Origin of the sequence: Bacillus massiliglaciei (assembly GCF_900098925.1) — a bacterium.
Lineage (GTDB): Bacteria > Bacillota > Bacilli > Bacillales > DSM-1321 > Peribacillus > Peribacillus massiliglaciei.
Window position 1 is genome coordinate 453,259 of record NZ_LT622357.1, and the last position, 17,635, is coordinate 470,893.

Below are 17,635 nucleotides of genomic sequence, written 5' to 3' on the forward strand. Positions count from 1 at the left end.
TGCTCAAATGCTATATAATGAAAGAATTGAAAAAAGCAAAGTGGTGATGAACTTGAAATATGATGTAATCGTGATTGGCGGCGGGCCTTCCGGACTTATGGCCGCTATTGCCGCAGGAGAAAAAGGAGCAAGAGTTCTCCTCGTAGATAAAGGAGAAAAACTCGGCCGGAAACTCGCTATATCCGGCGGCGGAAGATGCAATGTTACAAACCGCCTTTCGATTGATGAAATTATTAAACATATCCCCGGCAACGGAAAATTCCTTTACAGTGCCTTCGCTGAATTTAATAATGAAGATATTATTCATTTCTTTGAAAAGCTGGGAGTCGGTTTAAAAGAGGAAGACCATGGCAGAATGTTCCCCGTCAGCAATTCTGCACAAAGCGTGGTGAATGCCCTTCTGGACCGTCTCGAAGAATTAAAGGTCACCATTTATAAAAATTCTCCAGTAAAAGAGGTTTTATATGCTAATGGCCGGACAGACGGGGTATTGTTAAAAGACGGACAAAGCTTCCGTGCTGACGCAGTTGTCATTGCTGTCGGCGGCAAGTCTGTTCCCCAGACCGGTTCTACTGGCGACGGATATGCCTGGGCAAGAAAAGCCGGACATACGATTACGGATTTATTCCCGACAGAAGTGCCTGTACTGAGCAATGAAAGATTCATTAAAGAAAAAACTCTTCAGGGACTTGCTTTGAGGGATACCGCTTTAAGTGTGCTCAACCCTAAAGGAAAACCTTTGATTACCCACAGGATGGACATGCTCTTCACCCATTTCGGCATCTCCGGCCCAGCTGTCCTGCGGTGCAGCCAATTTGTTGTGAAAGCTATGAAGAAATGGAACCTGGCAGCGGTCACGATGAAGATAGATGCTCTTCCCGATTTGAATCAAGAAGAAGTATTCCAGAAAATCATGAAGGAAATCAAAAGCGAACCAAAAAAAGCAATTAAAAACACATTAAAAGGCTTGCTGCCGGAAAGATATCTCCATTTCCTGCTTGAGTTAAGCGAAATTGATCTGCAGGAACAGGGAGCAGCTGTCTCACATGACAAAATCCGCCGATTCGCAGAATTGTGCAAAGACTTCCGCTTTGATGTGAACGGAACCCAGTCAATCGAAAAAGCCTTTGTGACCGGCGGCGGTGTTTCAGTAAAAGAAATCCACCCGAAAGAAATGTCTTCAAAAGTCATGGCAGGATTATATTTCTGCGGTGAAATCCTGGATATCCACGGCTATACAGGGGGCTACAATATTACATCAGCTCTTGTGACCGGAAGGCTTGCCGGCATGAATGCCGCTGGATTTGCCAAAAACGGACTTTCTGAATAATCCGTACACCAGCAGCCGCATACTATACTGAACCTATCTAAAGGAGCCGATTTCAAATGAGCCATGTCATTAATCATCTGTTTCAGAAAGCGCAATCTGCCATCAGCCAAACAGCTGAGTATGTAAAGGAAAAACTCGCAGAAGCAGCAGGAACATCAGAAACGATTCCTGAAATTGTCCGCATGATTGAAACAGATCCGGAAACAACTGTACAAAAGCAGCAGCTATTAGGTCTCGAGTTTACTTTTTACCATTTAGAAAAATCCGGAATCAACTATTACCTTGAGACTAAAGGTTCTTATATCCTGCAGTTGGATATTCACTCCGCCGGCCATGAAATTCTGGCCTACCGATCCTACCGGGATCAAAAAAAACTTGGAAGTTCCGTACGAATACCTAATTGAACACCTGGCCTTCCCGAAAAATCGGGAAGGTTTTTATATTCAAAAATCCTGCAGAGGATCAAATTGATGCGCATTCAGATTAACCGCTTTGTCACTCAAAAAGGAAACACCTTCCTCTTTCAGTTTTTTCAGCTGACTGGCACTGGCCAGCGGATCCTGAATAGCAATCTCTCCTTTCTTATTCACGACTCTGTGCCAGGGAAGGTCATATTTATCACTGCAGGAGTGAAGGATACGTACAACCTGCCGCGCTCCCCGGGGACTTCCGGCCATTCGTGCCACTTGTCCATATGTTGCAACTTCCCCCTCTGGAATCTTTTGGATGATCTCAATGACTCTTTCTGTAAAGGCTTTCACAGTGCCCACTCCTTCTTTCACCCGTTTCTTCCATTTTATCTAAATTCACGGCAAAAGGATGACACTTCGTCTTATTATACTTTGCTTTTTTTATAGATCACCATAGCACTGAAACAGTAAATCTGTTCTTCTTCCTCTTCACCTTCGCCGGTTGCCGCTACATTATATTTTATATCGATGATTTGGCTTTCTTTGATATTCTGCAAAAACCCATTCATTTCGTCTTCTAGGTCCTTTTCATGTTCATAATCAAATACCTTTACTTGAATCATCGTATCGTTCCTCCCTGTTTTATTAGTAGAGGATAGCCATTTTATAGATTTCCAATACCTATTATCTGAATATTCGATATTAATCTCCATCTTTCTTATGAAAGGGTATACATACAAAAAATATCCCATGTATAATGAAACCAATCCTAGCATTTTGAAAATCCCGTTGAAGGAGGCGGACAGATTGCCTGAACATTATCGAACATTATCAGAAATCAATTATGACATTGTGAAAAATCATGAACCAGTTCATAAATGGATGACACGGGAACCTGTAACGCTGTTCGCAGACCAGACATTGCGTGAGGCGATTTCACTTCTGAATTCCCGAAAAATAGACGGTCTGCCGGTCATATCGACAGACCGTCATGTGATTGGGATGCTGACAAAGTCCGGGCTGATGAACAGTTTTGCAGAAGGTATATCCCCCGATACGCCTGTTGCCGATGTCATGAACACGTCAGTTTTAACGATTGGGCCGGACGAATCCATCTCTGATGCTTGGAAAATGCCTGCTGAGCGTCTGCCTGTAACAGACTCTGAAGGCAGCCTGATCGGTATTCTGACCCGGACGGATATCCTTCACTCTTATTTCTATTGTCTCGCTCAGCTTCAGGAAACGATTCATACAGCAGAAACGCTGAGCATTATTTTAGAAAGTGCCTATGAAGGCATCGCCGTCATAGACGCTTCCGGAACCATTCGGGAGATTAACAAAGCATACTGCCGCTTTATTGGCAAAAAACGCGAAGAAGCCATCGGCAAACATGTAACAGAAGTGATTGACAATACCAGACTGCATATCGTCAGTGCCACCGGAATTGAAGAAAGAGGATATATTCAGCATATTCAGGGGCAGGATATGGTCGTACACCGTATTCCCATCCGAAAAGACGGAGAGATTGTGGGAGCCATCGGAATGCTGATCTTTGAAGGGGTCACCGAATTGTACAATATTCTCGGCCGGATGCAGGAACTTTCCAGACAAGTTGCAGACAGTTCCCTGATCACACCAAAGCCGAATGAAATCAATCAGCATTTCGAACGAATCCTTGGTAATAGTGAATCCATTGTTTTCGTAAAAAAAATTGCCAAGAAGGCAGCCGCCACCCCGTCCACCGTCTTAATTACCGGCGAAAGCGGAACAGGCAAGGAGCTGTTTGCTGAGGCGATTCATCATTTAAGTCCCTTCGCAGACGGTCCCTTTATCAGCGTGAATTGTGCAGCAATCCCGGAAAACCTGCTGGAAGCGGAGTTATTTGGTTATGAGGAAGGCTCGTTCACCGGTGCCCGAAAAGGCGGCAAGCCCGGAAAATTTGAGCTGGCACACAGAGGAACCTTGTTTTTAGATGAAATTGGCGATATGCCGATGCTCATGCAGGCAAAAATTCTCCGAGCGCTTCAGGAACGCGCAGTGGAACGGGTTGGCGGGGTCACCAAACAGCAGGTGGATGTACGAATTATCGCAGCAACCAATAAAAATCTCGAAGACATGGTCAAAAAAGGAACCTTTAGGGAAGATCTGTATTACCGGCTGAACATTATCCGTCTGAATTTGCCCCCCCTTCGTGAACGAAGAAAGGACATTCCGATTTTAATCACGCACCATCTGACATCATTTTGCGAACAATTCGGACTTCCTCCTAAATTCATGTTGGCGGAAGCCTTGCACATATTAAGCGAATACCGCTGGCCAGGCAATATCAGGGAACTGATTAATACGGTTGAAATGCTTGTCAGTTTAACCGAAAACCAGGAAATTACAGCAGCTGATCTGCCTGTTCATTTCCGCGCCCCGCTTTCGGATTCATTAACACTCCAAGATGCCGGCCGTATTGGCAATAAGGAGAGTATATTAACGGAAATGAAAGAGATGGTCAGCAGAAATGAAAAGGAGGCCATCCTTAAAGCCCTTTCTGAATCCAATGGAAATAAGGCGGCTGCTGCCAGAATGCTCGGCATCCAACGATCGACTCTCTATGAAAAGCTAAAAAAATATCACATTTCCTAAGAAGTGTCCGTATTATCAGACACTTATCGGACAATAGTGTCTGTAACAAACGACACTTTTACTGATAGAAAATGGATGAATTCTCGTTTTTCATGTTGGCACCCTTCTTGCATATTAAACTAGTAACAACATATAAGGAGGGAAAGATATGAATACTTTTTCAGAGTTTCGCATGCCGAAAGCAGTATTTTATGGTCAGGACTCTCTGTCACAGCTAGGCAAACAAGCCGCTCAATATGGCAGCAAAGTTCTTTTAGTAAGTGACAGAATTATGGAGCAGCTTGGCCATGTGCAGCGATGCATTGATTTATTTGAACAGTATAATGTGGCCTGTGTCACTTATTTAGATGTAAATAGTGAGCCTACCGACCTTCATGTAGATGAAGCGCTGGAGCTTTCCAAAAGAGAAAATTGTGATGTCATTGCAGCTATAGGAGGCGGCAGCTGTATAGATGCTGCCAAAGCTGTAGCAGTTCTTGCCACAAATGATGGCTACATAGGAGATATGGGGAAAAAGGTGCCAATCAAAAGAAATCCGCTGCCCTTGATTGCTGTTCCGACCACTGCAGGAACTGGTTCAGAGGTGACCAATGTCACGGTCATTACTAATACGGCACAGGATATTAAAATGATGATTAAACACGAGGCCTTCCTTCCCTGCACGGCCATTGTTGATCCTTCGCTCACCGTTTCGACGCCTCCGCATGTGACAGCGGCTACAGGCATTGACGCACTGTGTCACGCGATTGAAGCCTATATATCCCGGCTTTCTCAGCCATTGACCAAAAACATGGCAGCGGCAGCGATTCAGGCAATTATGAAACATTTAAGATCCGCTTATCAAAACGGAGAAAATCTGGAAGCCAGAGAACAAATGGCGATTGCCTCTATGCAGGCTGGGCTGGCGTTTTCTAATGCCTCTGTAACTTTAGTTCATGGCATGTCACGGCCGATCGGAGCCATTTTTCATGTTCCCCATGGCGTTTCCAATGCGATGCTGCTCCCAGCTGTGCTTGAATTTACGAAAGAGTATGCGATTGAACCATTGGCAGAACTCGCTCAAATGATGAACCCAGATTTGAAAGCGTTATCAGCGGAGGAGATGGCTGATTCAGCAATCTCGGAAATCAAGCAGCTTTGTGCTGATTTAAGGATTCCAAATATGCAATCTTGGGGCATTGATGAAAAGAAATTTGAACTGTCCGTAGATAAGATGGCGGCAGATGCCCTGGCAAGCGGAAGTCCCGGAAATAACCCGAGGGTTCCGTCACACCAGGAAATCATTGATTTATATAAACAGTGCTATCAGTATAATTTTCAATCTGCTGAAAATATAAAACTGTAAATTAAAATAAATTTACTATATTAGGAGGATTCTTATATGACTACAAAAACAGATACTCAAATTCTTAAAAACTTTATTGAAGGCCAATGGGTTGCATCCACTTCAGGTAAAACAGAAGCCGTTCCTGATCCGGCAACCGGCGAAACTCTGGCATTCGTTCCTTTATCAAGCCGAGAGGATCTTGACCGAGCTGTCCTGGCTGCAGAAAAGGCCTTTCAAACATGGAAAACGACAGCTGTGCCGAAGCGTGCAAGAATCCTGTTTCGCTATCAGCAGCTTCTAGTAGAACATTGGGATGAATTAGCCCGCCTGATCACACTTGAAAATGGAAAAAGCTATGAAGAGGCTTATGGTGAAGTACAGCGCGGAATTGAATGCGTGGAATTTGCCGCAGGTGCTCCTACCTTGATGATGGGATCCCAGCTTCCGGATATCGCCACCGGGATTGAATCCGGCATGTACCGCTATCCGCTCGGTGTCATTGGCGGCATCACGCCGTTTAACTTCCCTATGATGGTGCCATGCTGGATGTTCCCTCTAGCTATTGCCTGCGGGAATACCTTTATCCTTAAGCCTTCCGAACGTACGCCATTGCTGGCTAATCGTTTGGCAGAACTATTCACTGAAGCAGGTCTGCCGGATGGTGTCCTGAATATCGTACACGGTGCGCATGATGTAGTGAATGGAATTCTGGACCATGACAGCATAAAGGCTGTTTCATTCGTCGGTTCCCAGCCTGTAGCCGAATATGTGTACAAATCAGCTGCTGCCAACGGTAAACGAGTGCAGGCCCTTGCAGGCGCGAAGAATCACTCGATTGTGCTGCCTGACGCTAATCTGGATTTGGCTGTCACAAATATTCTGAGCGCAGCCTTTGGATCAGCCGGTGAGCGCTGCATGGCCTGTGCCGTTGTTGTAGCAGTCGGTGACGTCGCAGATACACTCGTTGAGTCTCTAACTAAACGGGCTGATGAGATTAAAATCGGTAACGGACTTGAGAAAGGAGTATTTTTAGGTCCCGTTATCCGCCAAAGCCATAAGGATAAAACAATCCAATATATTGAATCCGGTGAAAAAGAAGGAGCTAAGCTGATTCGGGACGGCCGGACAGATTCTATCACCCAGAACAAAGATGGCTATTTCATCGGGCCTACAATTTTCGATGAAGTGAAACCAGGCATGAAAATCTGGAATGAAGAAATTTTTGCTCCAGTTCTATCCGTTGTACGCGTTGATACACTGGAAGAGGCAATTGAGGTAACCAATCAATCAGAATTTGCCAACGGTGCCTGCCTGTATACGGACAGTGCAAAAGCCGTGCGCCAGTTCCGTGACAATATTGATGCCGGTATGCTTGGAATAAACATGGGCGTTCCTGCTCCAATGGCCTTCTTCCCGTTCTCAGGATATAAAAAGTCCTTTTATGGCGATCTCCATGCAAACGGCCGTGACGGAGTCGAATTCTATACTCGTAAAAAAATGCTGACTGCCCGTTATTAAGAACAGCATTCCAATTGCTTACCTGCTTTCGGAAGACCAACAAGTGCCTTGCCTGCCCAGCCGGCAAGGCACTTTATTAACCTATAGAGATCTATACAGGAATCGGAGCGTGAAGAAATGGAGCTATTCATCATAATTATTGTCCTTGGGCTTCTGATGTTTGTAGCATATAAGGGATTCTCTGTTATTTTATTTGCCCCTCTCTGTGCACTGCTTGCCGTTATGCTCACAGATCCATCGTATACCCTGCCGTTCTTCTCTAATATCTTTATGGAAAAGATGGTCGGCTTTATTAAATTATATTTCCCTGTATTTCTGCTCGGCGCTATTTTTGGTAAGCTTGTAGAAATGTCCGGCATTGCCTCTTCCATTGCTAAAACGATTGTGCAATTCGTCGGATCAAAACGGGCAGTACTGGCGATCGTGTTAATGTGTGCCATCCTGACTTATAGCGGAGTAAGCCTGTTTGTTGTTGCCTTTGCTGTTTATCCTTTTGCAGCCAATCTTTTCAGGGAAGCCAATATACCTAAGAGGCTAATACCGGGTGCAATTGCCCTGGGGGCACTTTCCTTTACGATGGATGCTCTGCCCGGAACTCCTCAAATACAAAATGTCATTCCTACTACTTTTTTCAAAACATCCATTTATGCCGCTCCTGTATTAGGAACCATCGGCGGGATCTTCATCTTTACTTTAGGAATGCTTTATCTGCAGTCGAGGGTAAAAAAAGCAAAAGCTGCCGGGGAAGGGTATTATGGAACCAGGCAGGCTCAAGAAGAGATGGCAGCAGCGACTGCTGCCTTGGCTGAAGAGCCTCAGCCAGATCCAGATAAAACTCCTGAAAAGATGAAACCGTGGCGGCAGATTCTCGCATTTATGCCGCTTGTCTTAGTCGGAGTAATGAATAAAGTATTAAGCGTTTCACTCCCGAAATGGTACCCAAATGGATTCGATTTTTCAGCTATCGGCCTCGAATCTTTCGGAAAAGTCGATATGTCCGCAGTGGCTGGCATTTGGTCTGTAGAAATAGCACTCGTGATGGGGATTTTGGCTACATTCCTGTTTAACTTTAAAGAAATCGCAGCTAATTTCCAATCAGGAATCAACGCCAGTATTGGAGGAGCTTTGCTTGCTGTCATGAATACAGCGTCAGAATATGGATTTGGCGGCGTGATTGCCGCACTGCCTGGATTCAGTATTGTACGGGACGGCATTTCCCACACCTTTACAAACCCTCTCATTAATTCTGCCGTGACAACAAATGTACTGGCCGGGATCACCGGCTCCGCTTCAGGAGGGATGGGCATCGCGCTCAGCGCAATGGGAGAGCAATATTATAGAGCTGCTGAACAATTCAACATTCCTCTGGAAGTCATGCACAGAGTCGTGGCAATGGCCTCGGGCGGGATGGACTCTCTTCCTCACAATGGAGCGGTCATTACCTTGCTGGCCGTAACAGGATTAACACACAAACAAGCCTATCGTGATATTTTTGCCATTACAATCATCAAGTTCATAGCGGTTTTCTTTATCATTGCTGTATACAGTCTAACCGGCCTTGTCTAATGGCTAAAAATAAAAATGCTCTCTGTCATCAGCACAGGAGCATTTTTTCTTGCCTATTAGACCTTTTTAGACAAACAGCTGAAGGAATTCTTTTATTTAACGATGACTTCACCGTTCCAGCCGAGCATTCCGCCTTCCATATTGATTACTTTATATCCGCGCTCTTGCAGGAAGTACGCTACATTTTCACTTCTTCTTCCGGAACGGCAGACTAAAATATATTCTTTATCCTTATTAAAGTAGTCCAGATTGTTTGGGATTTCGCCCATACGGATATGCTTCGCCCCTTCAATCATTCCTTGCTGAACTTCTTCGTCTTCTCTCACATCAACGATTTCCAAATCTTCTCCTGCTTCAAGCAGCACTTCAACCTGTTCCGGCGTGATGGTTTTCAATTCATCCATATTGGCACCTCATTTTAGTCTTAAATTTCTTCCCCCATTATAACAATAAATAGGAGCAGAGTGAAATGTCATGAACAACTTGTCTCCGCACTCCTTACAGTAAATCCCATAATAATGAAAGAGTGGGAAAAATCCTCTGTTCGTTAAAATGTACAAAGCAAGGCTTGAGCTGTTAGTATAATGGGTAAAATGAATCTAATCTGCCTAGGTGCGAAAAAAGAAACAGGAGGAAAACACGTGCGCAAACTGCTTGTTCTATTACTCGTAGTTGGAGGTTTTTGGTTTGCCTATGGTAAAGATATTCCCGAGCAAGGCTATCAGGGAGTCTTTGAAAATATAAAAGAAGATGCAAATGGATTAAAAAACAATGCTGAAATTTCTTCTGCATTAACTGAGCTCAAACAAGGCGCCCAGCAATTGTGGGGCACCCTGTCAGAAAAAGTAAAACCGCTGGACAGTGGCTCTGATACAGAAGCAGAAACAGTTTCCAAACCAGAGCTGGAGAAACCCGCCGATCACTCTTTTTCCGTCCATAATATTGAACTTGGCGATTCAAAATCTGACGTAGAAAAGAAAGCCGGAAAGGCGAAGCGCTCCAGTGAGAATGAATATGGCACAAAGTGGTTCACTTATCATGACAATTACCATAATTTTTTCATGGCTGCTTATAATGATGATGATAAAGTTTCAGCCCTCTACACCAATCAGGACCTCATTAGTTCCAAACAAGGAATCGAAAGAGGAACTCCAAAAAAAGAAGTTGAAGCCAAATTGGGGGAGCCGCTGACTAAGCTAAGAAAAGGAAATGTCTTTTATCAGATCCAAAATAACGGAGAATACGGTTTATACAAAATGGAAAACAGCTATGTGACTGTTTTTTATGACAAGCATGAAAATAACACTGTCACATCCATCCAAATCGTAGATCAGAAGCTTGAAGAAGACAAGAAAGACTATTTTACTCCAGGGGATCAGAAGCTGAAGCAAGGATTTGAATTTCAGCTCTTTGATTTAACAAATGCTGCCCGGGTCAACCATAATCTTAACGTCCTTACTTGGAATGAGGAAGTTCAGGGCACAGCCCGCAAGCACAGTGACGATATGGCCGAAAATAATTATTTTGACCATACAAATCTAGCAGGAAAGTCCCCCTTTGACCGGATGGCCGATGATGATATCGCATTCCGTCTCGCAGGAGAAAACCTGGCTGCCGGACAAAACAGCAGCATCTTTGCCCATGAAGGGTTAATGAATTCACTCGGTCACAGGGAAAATATCCTTCGTAAAGATTTCCGCACGCTCGGTGTCGGGGTTGCCTTTAATAATCAAGAAAAACCATACTACACAGAGAATTATGTCACGAACTAAAAAGAAGAGTCTGGACAAAACATCCAATTTCTCACAGAGAAATTGGATATCTTTTTATTTATGCTCCATGGATTCTTTAAGAAACTCTTTTTCGATAGTGGATATTCCCAATCAATTCGTACAATAGCAATTCTTATCTCATTCTATGAGTTTTTCGCTTCCGTTCCATCTGCTTCCCTAATCCTGAACTTTTAATTCCACCGGCATATAAAAAGGCTGTTTTGCCAAGACTATATTGTCTTGGCAAAACAGCCCATGCTTTCTGATCAGCCTGCTGGAATGCTTTTATCCATTTTTCCATGTATCTGGCTCAAAATCAGCGCCCCAATCATCTGAATGATTGTTTTCACGATAATCTGCCCTATGATTGCAGCCGGGACGGCCTCCCATGGCAGCATATTGGCTCCAAGCGGACTTAATCCAACAATCACAAATACAGCTGAATCCAGCAGTCCTCCGACAAGGCCGCTGTAGAATACGCGCCATGCCAACGGCAGCTTAAGCCGCGAGTATATTTCCGTATCAGCCGTTTCCGCTATGACAAACGATAGAGCGGATGCCAAGACAATTAATAGGGTATCGCCAAGCAATGCGGACACACATGCCGATAAGACAAGTGCAAGACCGATGAAAAGATATGTTTTTTTCCGGCCGTACTTATTTTGAACAAGATCACGAAAGATAAAGGTCGCACCAATTAAAAGCGTCCCCATCGGCACGATGAATATTCCTAATTGAAGCGGCATGAATGCAGCTGTAACTACATTGGCCGCAATAATGGATAACAAGTAAAATATGATTCTCATAATCTATCTCCTATTGTTTAATCAATTCTTCTTAAACGCCTCTTTTATTCCCCCACACGAGAGCATGGAGCTGAGGGAGCACTTTCACATCATTTATCTCTGCATCGTTGATTACTCTGTCAACTAAATCTTCATATTTCTTCAGCAATCTGCCGGCAAGCTCCTGGGTGTCTGCCGTCTGAATATCGTCATTGCCGACTTGCAGGAAAAAAGGAAACTCCGGATACATCTGGTGAACCTTCTTCGCATATTCATAATCGATTTCATCAAAAATAACAATCTTTAACGAAACATGCTGATTTTCATTTTGGGCTTTCAGCTTTGACAGAATATCAGTCAGCACGATGAAATCAGTCTTCATTCCGGAGCTTGGGGGTTTAGGAGAAACCGTCAGCTCATCGATTTCATACAGCCAATCCTGCCATCTGCTTCCCTGTGTTTCAACGCCGATCTTTATCTTCTTTTCTTTTAAAATCCTGACTAATGAATCTATATTCTTTAAAAGCGCCGGATTGCCTCCTGAAATCGTAACAAACGAAAACCCCCGTCCTCCGATATTCTTCAGCTCGGCCCATATTTCCTCAGCCGTCATTTGTGAAATCAAATGTTTTCCACTGCCATTCCAGGTAAAAGATGAATCACACCAGGAACAGGAATAATCACAGCCCGCCGTTCGGACAAACATTGTCTTTTGGCCGATGACCATCCCTTCTCCCTGTATGGTCGGACCAAAAATCTCCATTACAGGAATTTTACTCATGATCCATCCACTCCCTTCTGGCTTCAGCATAACTGGTTGGTGTTTCATACAGTCTGACAAATTCAAGCCAGACGCTGTTCTGCGATTTTTCTTCTTGCAAGGCCTGCGCCATCTGTTCATAAATCCACACAACGATATTCTCCGCTGTCGTATTCATCGAAGGCAATGTTTCATTTAAATAGCGATGGTCTAAATATACTTCAATCCGTTCTTTCCACATTTCCTTTATTTCACCAAAATCAATCAGCAGGCCGCGTGAATCCGTTAATCCGCTTATTCCGAAGATGACTTTATACGTATGACCGTGAAGGTTCTTGCATTTTCCTTCATAATGATGAAGGTGATGGGCAGCATCAAAGGTGAACTCCTTGCTGACCAGAACACGCTTGGCATGATACTTCAACTCTTCCTTTTGAATATCTTCTCCAAGCTTCTGCAGCTTATCAACGATTCTGAACTCAGCCATTGGGTCAGCGCCCCTCTTTCATGCTAAGATAGTCCTCAAGCCCTTTTCTTCTTAACTTACAGGCAGGGCATTCGCCGCACCCATCTGCTATGATGCCGTTATAGCAGGTCAGTGTCTTTTCACGGACAAAATCGAAGGCGCCAAGCTGGTCCGCCAAGGCCCAGGTCTCGGCTTTATTCAGCCACATCAGCGGCGTATCAATAACAAAAGGATAGTCCATTGATAAATTCAGCGTGACATTCAGTGATTTAATAAAAGCATCCCGGCAATCAGGATAGCCGCTGAAGTCTGTTTCACATACGCCTGTCACAATATGACGGGCCCCTATCTGCCGGGCCAGCACACCTGCAAAAGAAAGGAAAAGCAAGTTTCTGCCAGGTACAAAAGTCGAAGGCAGCTCTCCATCTTCTCCATCTTTCACTTCAATGTCTTTCCTTGTTAACGCATTGGGCGCAAGCTGGTTCAAAAGAGACATATCCAATATGTGATGCTTGATGCCAAGCTCCTTTGTAATCGCTTTGGCACAATCTATTTCCAATCGATGCCTTTGATCATAATCAAATGTAACTGCCTCCACCTCGGCAAACCGTTCCTTGGCCCAAAATAAACAGGTTGTGCTGTCCTGTCCTCCGCTAAATACAATAACTGCTTTTTCTTGTTTCATCTTCTGAAAACTCCCTTATAACGAAAAAACAGCACCCTAAGAAAGAGTGCTGTTTCTTCTTAGTTTTTTTAAGAGGGTAGCTAAAAACCTCTTCCGCCTGACGCGGATTATTCAATTCCCTGTTTATCTTATAGCGAAATGAAGGGAAAATCAACTCCTGATTTTTGAAGGTTCACCAGCCCCGGCCGGCACCGCCGCCTCCGGAAGAACCTCCTCCTCCGCCGCGAGGTCCGCTGCCTCCCCCTCCTCCGCCTCGGGAGAAAAGGGATATCAGCAGATAAGAAAGCGTTCCCCCAAAGAATTTTATATCAAGAAAAACAACAGCGATGATCAGGACAATAAGCAGCCAGGCAGGAATGCCGATGCCTTCTCCTCCCTGGTTCTGCCCAGGCTGACTGTCTCCGCTGTACTCAGCTGTCGCTTCGCTGACCAGGACTTTATAGGTTTCCTTCAAAGCCTGTTCCGGCTGGCCTGCCTCTAAATAAGGGATGGTGTATTCATCTAAGATTCTCCCTGCTTTGCCGTCCGGAATCCTGCCTTCCATTCCGTACCCAACTTCAAGCCATGTCTTCTGATCCTTCATAGCCACGACCAATAAAACGCCATTGTTCTTCTCTTTGTTTCCAATTCCATATGTCCGGAAGGCTTCATTTGCAAATTCCTGAATCGGTCTTTCTCCTGTTGTCTGGACCGTCAAAATGGCAATTTGGGCAGACGTCTGATCCTCTGTCTGGCGGCCCATCCGGTTCAATTCTTCCTTTTCGCTCTGTGTCAGGACGCTAGCGAAGTCCTGTACATAGATATCTCCAACAGGTGCCGGGATTTCCTGATTTGCTGCAAATGCCCGGCCTGTCATTGCCAATAGAAGTATCAGCAGCAACCAGCTGGAGATCTTTCGGGAAATCATTGATCATTGCCCCCGAAATCCACTTCCGGAGCTTCATTAGCCTTTGGATCTGCTCTGAAATATTCTTTTTCATCAAAACCTGTCACACCTGCAACTATCGCGCCTGGGAATCGTTTCACTTTTTTATTATAAGAAGCAACCTGATCATTATAATCCTTTCGGGCTACAGAAATTCTGTTTTCTGTTCCTGCAAGCTCATCCATTAATTGTGTGAACTGCTTATCCGCCTTCAGCTCAGGGTAATTTTCGACAACGACTAACAGCCTGCTTAATGCACCTGACAATTCGTCATTGGCTGTCGCTTCCTCCTCTGGAGAATCGGCGCCTGCAAGTCTAGCCCTTGCATCCGAAACGGCTGTAATCACTTCTTCTTCATGTGCTGCATACCCTTTCACGGTATTGACGAGATTGGGGATCAAATCCAGTCTCCGCTGCAGCTGGTTTTCAATCTGTGCATAAGAAGAATCCACATTCTCTTCTGATTCAACGAAACCATTATAGCTCGAGATCAGCATGATCGCGATAATCACAATAATACCTACGATAACTGCTATTGTGGCGAGCAATCCTTTTTTCATGTCAGTCCTCACTCCCATCCTGTTATTCTGATCCATATTATTTTCCCACAGCGGGACTTATGCTAAACAATTCATACCCGAAAAGAAAAAACACATTGATTCATAAACCTGTAAATTTAATAAAGGCTTGGACAAAAATAAAGAAACTGCACCCGAATTGTTAGATGTGTCTAACAATTCGGGTGCAGTTCAAAATTTGATCTTTCACATATGCTTAATGGATTTCCGTTTCAGGGACACTTTCAGGCGGTACATGCCGATTCTGCCGTCTCTTTTGTGCTTTTTCCAGGAACCTCCATTTACAAAGCATTCATTTCTTAAGATAGATTCTTATCCCGTTCAATGAATTTTCGTTTTTTCCCGGCTCTTATTCTGTATCCCGGCTAAGTTTCAGTCTTTGTAAGCGAAGCGCATTTAGCACAACCGACACGGAGCTAAATGCCATCGCTGCCCCCGCCAGCCACGGAGCCAGAAAGCCGCAAGCTGCAATCGGAATTCCTACCGCATTGTATGCAAATGCCCAAAACAAATTTTGCTTAATATTGCTGATCGTCTTTCGGCTGAAGAACAAGGCATCCGCTATACTGTTTAAATCTCCGCGGATCAATGTGATATCAGCTGCTTCCATCGCCACATCCGTGCCCGTTCCAATCGCCATTCCTATATCGGCAGCAGCAAGTGCAGGGGCATCATTGATTCCGTCCCCGACCATGGCGACTATTTTACCCTCACTCTGAAGTTTTTTTACTTCGGCAGCTTTTCCTTCTGGAAGCACTTCCGCAATCACATGCCGGATACCGGCCTGAGCAGCAATGGCCTGCGCTGTCCGTTTATTGTCACCTGTCATCAAAATGACTTCCAGACCTTTGTCCTTCAGGCGCTGAATCGCCTCTTCTGATGTCTCTTTTATCGTATCTGCCACAGCAAGGATTCCGGCATATTTCCGGTCGACCGCCGCAAGCATAACGGTTTTGCCCTCTTGTTCCAGTTTTTCTATGATTTTTTCCGTTCGTCCAATGTCTGCCCCGTGCTTCTCCATTAATCTGCGGGTGCCTGCTAAAACATGGCGGCCGTCTACACTCGCTTGGATTCCGTATCCAGCGATAGCAGTAAAGTCAGAGGCTTGACCTGTATCTAACCCCTTTTCAGCTATACCTTCCACAATCGCCTGAGCAACTGGATGTTCAGAAAGCCGTTCAGCGGTCCCGACCCAATATAAAAGTTCTGGTTCTGTAAAGCCTTCTGCCGGAACAATATCTGTTAATACCGGCTTGCCGTTCGTCACCGTTCCTGTTTTATCTAATAGAATGGCTGTCACTTGATGGGCCGTTTCAAGATATTCCCCCCCTTTGAAGAGGATCCCTTCTTCCGCTGCCCTTCCTGAACCTGCCATAATGGAGGTAGGAGTCGCAAGCCCCAATGCACAAGGACATGCAATAACCAAAACGGCGATCAGTTTTTCCAGCGCTTCTGAAAAGTCGCCTGGAGTGACAAGAAAATACCAAATCAAAAATGTCAGAACTGCAATACCCAGGACAATGGGGACAAATATCCCTGAAATTTGATCTGCCAGCCGTTGTATCGGGGCTTTGGATCCTTGGGCTTCTTCAACGACTTTGATGATTTGAGCAAGCGCGGTCTCATGGCCGACCTTAGTCGCCCTTATTTTCAAAAATCCATTTTTATTAATGGTGGCTCCAATTACTTGGTCTCCGGCTGTCTTATCAACCGGAACACTTTCTCCAGTCAGCATCGATTCATCCAAGGCAGAGCTTCCTTCCATGATTTCACCGTCAACCGGAACCTTTTCCCCGGGCTTAACATGCAAAATGTCACCGGTAAGAACGGAATCCAACGGAATCTCCTGTTCCATTCCATCTCTAAATACGAAAGCTGTGTCAGGCTGCAGCCCCATGAGCTTTCGAATAGCTTCAGAAGATCGCCCTTTTGCTCTTGCCTCAAATAATTTCCCTAGAATAATCAAGGTGATCAGAATCGCACTGGTTTCATAATAGAGTTCATGAACATGTCCATTCATCCCAATAGATCGGATAGAAAGATAAAGACTGTAAAAATAAGCTGCAGAAGTGCCAAGAGCCACCAATACATCCATATTGGCGCTTTTATTGATAAGAGCCTTATATGCTCCAACATAAAACTGCCAGCCTATAATAAATTGCACAGGAGTGGCCAATAGCAGCTGGAACCATGGATTCAAGAAAAGATCAGGCACATATAAGAAAGAGGTAAAACGAAAATGACCGGCCATCGCCCATAGCAAAGGAAGACTAAGAATCAGAGAGACAACGAACTTCTTCTGCTGTTTCTTCACTTCCTTCTGCCGCTGATCCCGAGGCTCCTCACCATTCGATTTGAGAGCTGCTTTATATCCAAGCTTTTGTACTTTTTCCGTCATATCTCTGGTTGAAATCTGTTCCGGATTGTATTCAACGGCTGCAGTCTCCAAAGCTAAATTCACACTGGCTTTGGCAATTCCCGGCATTTTGCTGAGTCCCTTTTCAATTCGGCTGGCACAGGCCGCACAGGTCATTCCCGATATATCAAAATCAGCCTTTTCTAAAATCACTCCATAGCCAAGCTTCTCGATTTTCTCCTGGAATTCATTTTCTGACGCTATTTTAGGGTCGTAGGTAATTGTCGATTTTTCCAACGCCAGATTGACATGGGCTTTCTCAACACCTTCTATTTTATTTAACCCTTTTTCTATACGCGCTGCACAGGCGGCACACGTCATGCCTGTTATTTGAAAAGTCGTTTCCTTCCTTTCGGAAACCATAGACCGCCTCCTCCTCTCTTTCATAACAAAATATTCCCAACGTATTCTACAGCTAAAATATACCATACAGGGGTATAGTATGCAAATGAAGAATGTTGGT

At 44.6% G+C, this 17,635-nt stretch carries 17 protein-coding genes and 1 riboswitch; of the genes, 7 read left to right on the forward strand and 10 right to left on the reverse strand.

Annotation, left to right across the window (positions count from 1 at the left end; all coding sequences use genetic code 11):
• Positions 1 to 52 precede the first annotated feature (52 nt).
• Positions 53 to 1,330 (forward strand): BaiN/RdsA family NAD(P)/FAD-dependent oxidoreductase, encoded by a 1,278-nt coding sequence (locus BQ4305_RS07875; RefSeq protein WP_110927375.1) that lies wholly within the window; start codon positions 53 to 55, stop codon positions 1,328 to 1,330.
• 56 nt (positions 1,331 to 1,386) lie between these two features.
• Entirely contained in the window at positions 1,387 to 1,734 is a 348-nt protein-coding gene (locus BQ4305_RS07880; RefSeq protein WP_110927277.1) for a hypothetical protein, read from the forward strand.
• Between the two features lie 39 nt (positions 1,735 to 1,773).
• Here the strand turns inward: BQ4305_RS07880 and BQ4305_RS07885 are convergent, their stop codons facing one another.
• Positions 1,774 to 2,091 (reverse strand): MGMT family protein, encoded by a 318-nt coding sequence (locus BQ4305_RS07885; RefSeq protein ID WP_110927376.1) that lies wholly within the window; start codon positions 2,089 to 2,091, stop codon positions 1,774 to 1,776.
• 74 nt (positions 2,092 to 2,165) lie between these two features.
• Positions 2,166 to 2,363 (reverse strand): sporulation protein Cse60, encoded by a 198-nt coding sequence (locus tag BQ4305_RS07890; protein WP_110927278.1) that lies wholly within the window; start codon positions 2,361 to 2,363, stop codon positions 2,166 to 2,168.
• A 259-nt stretch (positions 2,364 to 2,622) separates the two neighbouring features.
• Between BQ4305_RS07890 and BQ4305_RS07895 the strand changes: the two genes are divergently transcribed.
• The 4 genes from BQ4305_RS07895 (at position 2,623) to BQ4305_RS07910 (ending at position 8,785) form a co-directional block, all read left to right on the forward strand.
• Complete coding sequence (locus tag BQ4305_RS07895) at positions 2,623 to 4,374, forward strand: sigma-54-dependent Fis family transcriptional regulator (protein WP_110927377.1); 1,752 nt, start codon at positions 2,623 to 2,625, stop codon at positions 4,372 to 4,374.
• Between the two features lie 148 nt (positions 4,375 to 4,522).
• Complete coding sequence (locus BQ4305_RS07900) at positions 4,523 to 5,719, forward strand: iron-containing alcohol dehydrogenase (protein WP_110927279.1); 1,197 nt, start codon at positions 4,523 to 4,525, stop codon at positions 5,717 to 5,719.
• Between the two features lie 36 nt (positions 5,720 to 5,755).
• Positions 5,756 to 7,219, forward strand: coding sequence for a CoA-acylating methylmalonate-semialdehyde dehydrogenase (locus tag BQ4305_RS07905; protein ID WP_110927280.1), 1,464 nt, complete (start codon positions 5,756 to 5,758; stop codon positions 7,217 to 7,219).
• 117 nt (positions 7,220 to 7,336) lie between these two features.
• On the forward strand, positions 7,337 to 8,785 hold the full coding sequence (locus tag BQ4305_RS07910) for a GntP family permease (protein ID WP_110927281.1): 1,449 nt from the start codon (positions 7,337 to 7,339) through the stop codon (positions 8,783 to 8,785).
• Positions 8,786 to 8,877: 92 nt separating this feature from the next.
• On the opposite strand, the gene BQ4305_RS07915 is transcribed toward BQ4305_RS07910, so the two are convergent.
• Positions 8,878 to 9,189: a rhodanese-like domain-containing protein gene (locus BQ4305_RS07915; RefSeq protein ID WP_110927282.1), complete on the reverse strand. Its 312-nt coding sequence runs from the start codon at positions 9,187 to 9,189 to the stop codon at positions 8,878 to 8,880.
• A gap of 237 nt (positions 9,190 to 9,426) precedes the next feature.
• On the opposite strand from BQ4305_RS07915, the gene BQ4305_RS07920 reads away from it, so the two are divergent.
• A complete protein-coding gene (locus tag BQ4305_RS07920; RefSeq protein ID WP_234396903.1) occupies positions 9,427 to 10,557 on the forward strand; it encodes a CAP domain-containing protein in 1,131 nt (376 codons plus the stop codon).
• A 266-nt stretch (positions 10,558 to 10,823) separates the two neighbouring features.
• Here the strand turns inward: BQ4305_RS07920 and BQ4305_RS07925 are convergent, their stop codons facing one another.
• The 7 genes from BQ4305_RS07925 to BQ4305_RS07955 all read right to left on the reverse strand — a co-directional run bounded on the left by BQ4305_RS07925 (position 10,824) and on the right by BQ4305_RS07955 (position 17,535).
• The gene (locus BQ4305_RS07925; protein ID WP_110927283.1) at positions 10,824 to 11,363 is read right to left on the reverse strand and encodes a VUT family protein; all 540 of its coding nucleotides are present in this window, start codon (positions 11,361 to 11,363) and stop codon (positions 10,824 to 10,826) included.
• A gap of 31 nt (positions 11,364 to 11,394) precedes the next feature.
• Positions 11,395 to 12,123, reverse strand: a complete 729-nt coding sequence (gene queE / locus BQ4305_RS07930; RefSeq protein WP_110927284.1) for a 7-carboxy-7-deazaguanine synthase QueE — start codon at positions 12,121 to 12,123, stop codon at positions 11,395 to 11,397.
• Positions 12,116 to 12,589 carry a 6-carboxytetrahydropterin synthase QueD gene (queD, locus tag BQ4305_RS07935; RefSeq protein WP_110927285.1) on the reverse strand — a complete coding sequence of 158 codons (474 nt, stop codon included), beginning with the start codon at positions 12,587 to 12,589 and terminating at the stop codon, positions 12,116 to 12,118. The genes queE and queD overlap by 8 nt, the downstream gene beginning before the upstream one ends.
• Positions 12,590 to 12,593: 4 nt before the next feature.
• A complete protein-coding gene (queC, locus tag BQ4305_RS07940; RefSeq protein WP_110927286.1) occupies positions 12,594 to 13,253 on the reverse strand; it encodes a 7-cyano-7-deazaguanine synthase QueC in 660 nt (219 codons plus the stop codon).
• Between the two features lie 53 nt (positions 13,254 to 13,306).
• A riboswitch (PreQ1 riboswitch) is annotated at positions 13,307 to 13,350 on the reverse strand.
• A gap of 75 nt (positions 13,351 to 13,425) precedes the next feature.
• Positions 13,426 to 14,160 carry a TPM domain-containing protein gene (locus BQ4305_RS07945; protein WP_110927287.1) on the reverse strand — a complete coding sequence of 245 codons (735 nt, stop codon included), beginning with the start codon at positions 14,158 to 14,160 and terminating at the stop codon, positions 13,426 to 13,428.
• Positions 14,157 to 14,738 carry a LemA family protein gene (locus BQ4305_RS07950; RefSeq protein ID WP_110927288.1) on the reverse strand — a complete coding sequence of 194 codons (582 nt, stop codon included), beginning with the start codon at positions 14,736 to 14,738 and terminating at the stop codon, positions 14,157 to 14,159. The genes BQ4305_RS07945 and BQ4305_RS07950 overlap by 4 nt, the downstream gene beginning before the upstream one ends.
• 367 nt (positions 14,739 to 15,105) lie before the next feature.
• On the reverse strand, positions 15,106 to 17,535 hold the full coding sequence (locus tag BQ4305_RS07955) for a heavy metal translocating P-type ATPase (protein WP_110927289.1): 2,430 nt from the start codon (positions 17,533 to 17,535) through the stop codon (positions 15,106 to 15,108).
• Between the last annotated feature and the right edge of the window lie 100 nt (positions 17,536 to 17,635).

Bases quoted from the DNA above. Each gene is read 5' to 3' on its own strand.
- BQ4305_RS07900 (WP_110927279.1), top strand. From the start codon at position 4,523: ATGAATACTTTTTCAGAGTTTCGCATGCCGAAAGCAGTATTTTATGGT.
- BQ4305_RS07925 (WP_110927283.1), bottom strand. From the start codon at position 11,363: ATGAGAATCATATTTTACTTGTTATCCATTATTGCGGCCAATGTAGTT.
- BQ4305_RS07890 (WP_110927278.1), bottom strand. From the start codon at position 2,363: ATGATTCAAGTAAAGGTATTTGATTATGAACATGAAAAGGACCTAGAA.
- BQ4305_RS07910 (WP_110927281.1), top strand. From the start codon at position 7,337: ATGGAGCTATTCATCATAATTATTGTCCTTGGGCTTCTGATGTTTGTA.
- queD (WP_110927285.1), bottom strand. From the start codon at position 12,589: ATGGCTGAGTTCAGAATCGTTGATAAGCTGCAGAAGCTTGGAGAAGAT.
- queC (WP_110927286.1), bottom strand. From the start codon at position 13,253: ATGAAACAAGAAAAAGCAGTTATTGTATTTAGCGGAGGACAGGACAGC.
- BQ4305_RS07945 (WP_110927287.1), bottom strand. From the start codon at position 14,160: ATGATTTCCCGAAAGATCTCCAGCTGGTTGCTGCTGATACTTCTATTG.
- BQ4305_RS07905 (WP_110927280.1), top strand. From the start codon at position 5,756: ATGACTACAAAAACAGATACTCAAATTCTTAAAAACTTTATTGAAGGC.
- BQ4305_RS07950 (WP_110927288.1), bottom strand. From the start codon at position 14,738: ATGAAAAAAGGATTGCTCGCCACAATAGCAGTTATCGTAGGTATTATT.
- BQ4305_RS07880 (WP_110927277.1), top strand. From the start codon at position 1,387: ATGAGCCATGTCATTAATCATCTGTTTCAGAAAGCGCAATCTGCCATC.
- BQ4305_RS07915 (WP_110927282.1), bottom strand. From the start codon at position 9,189: ATGGATGAATTGAAAACCATCACGCCGGAACAGGTTGAAGTGCTGCTT.
- queE (WP_110927284.1), bottom strand. From the start codon at position 12,123: ATGAGTAAAATTCCTGTAATGGAGATTTTTGGTCCGACCATACAGGGA.
- BQ4305_RS07955 (WP_110927289.1), bottom strand. From the start codon at position 17,535: ATGGTTTCCGAAAGGAAGGAAACGACTTTTCAAATAACAGGCATGACG.
- BQ4305_RS07895 (WP_110927377.1), top strand. From the start codon at position 2,623: ATGACACGGGAACCTGTAACGCTGTTCGCAGACCAGACATTGCGTGAG.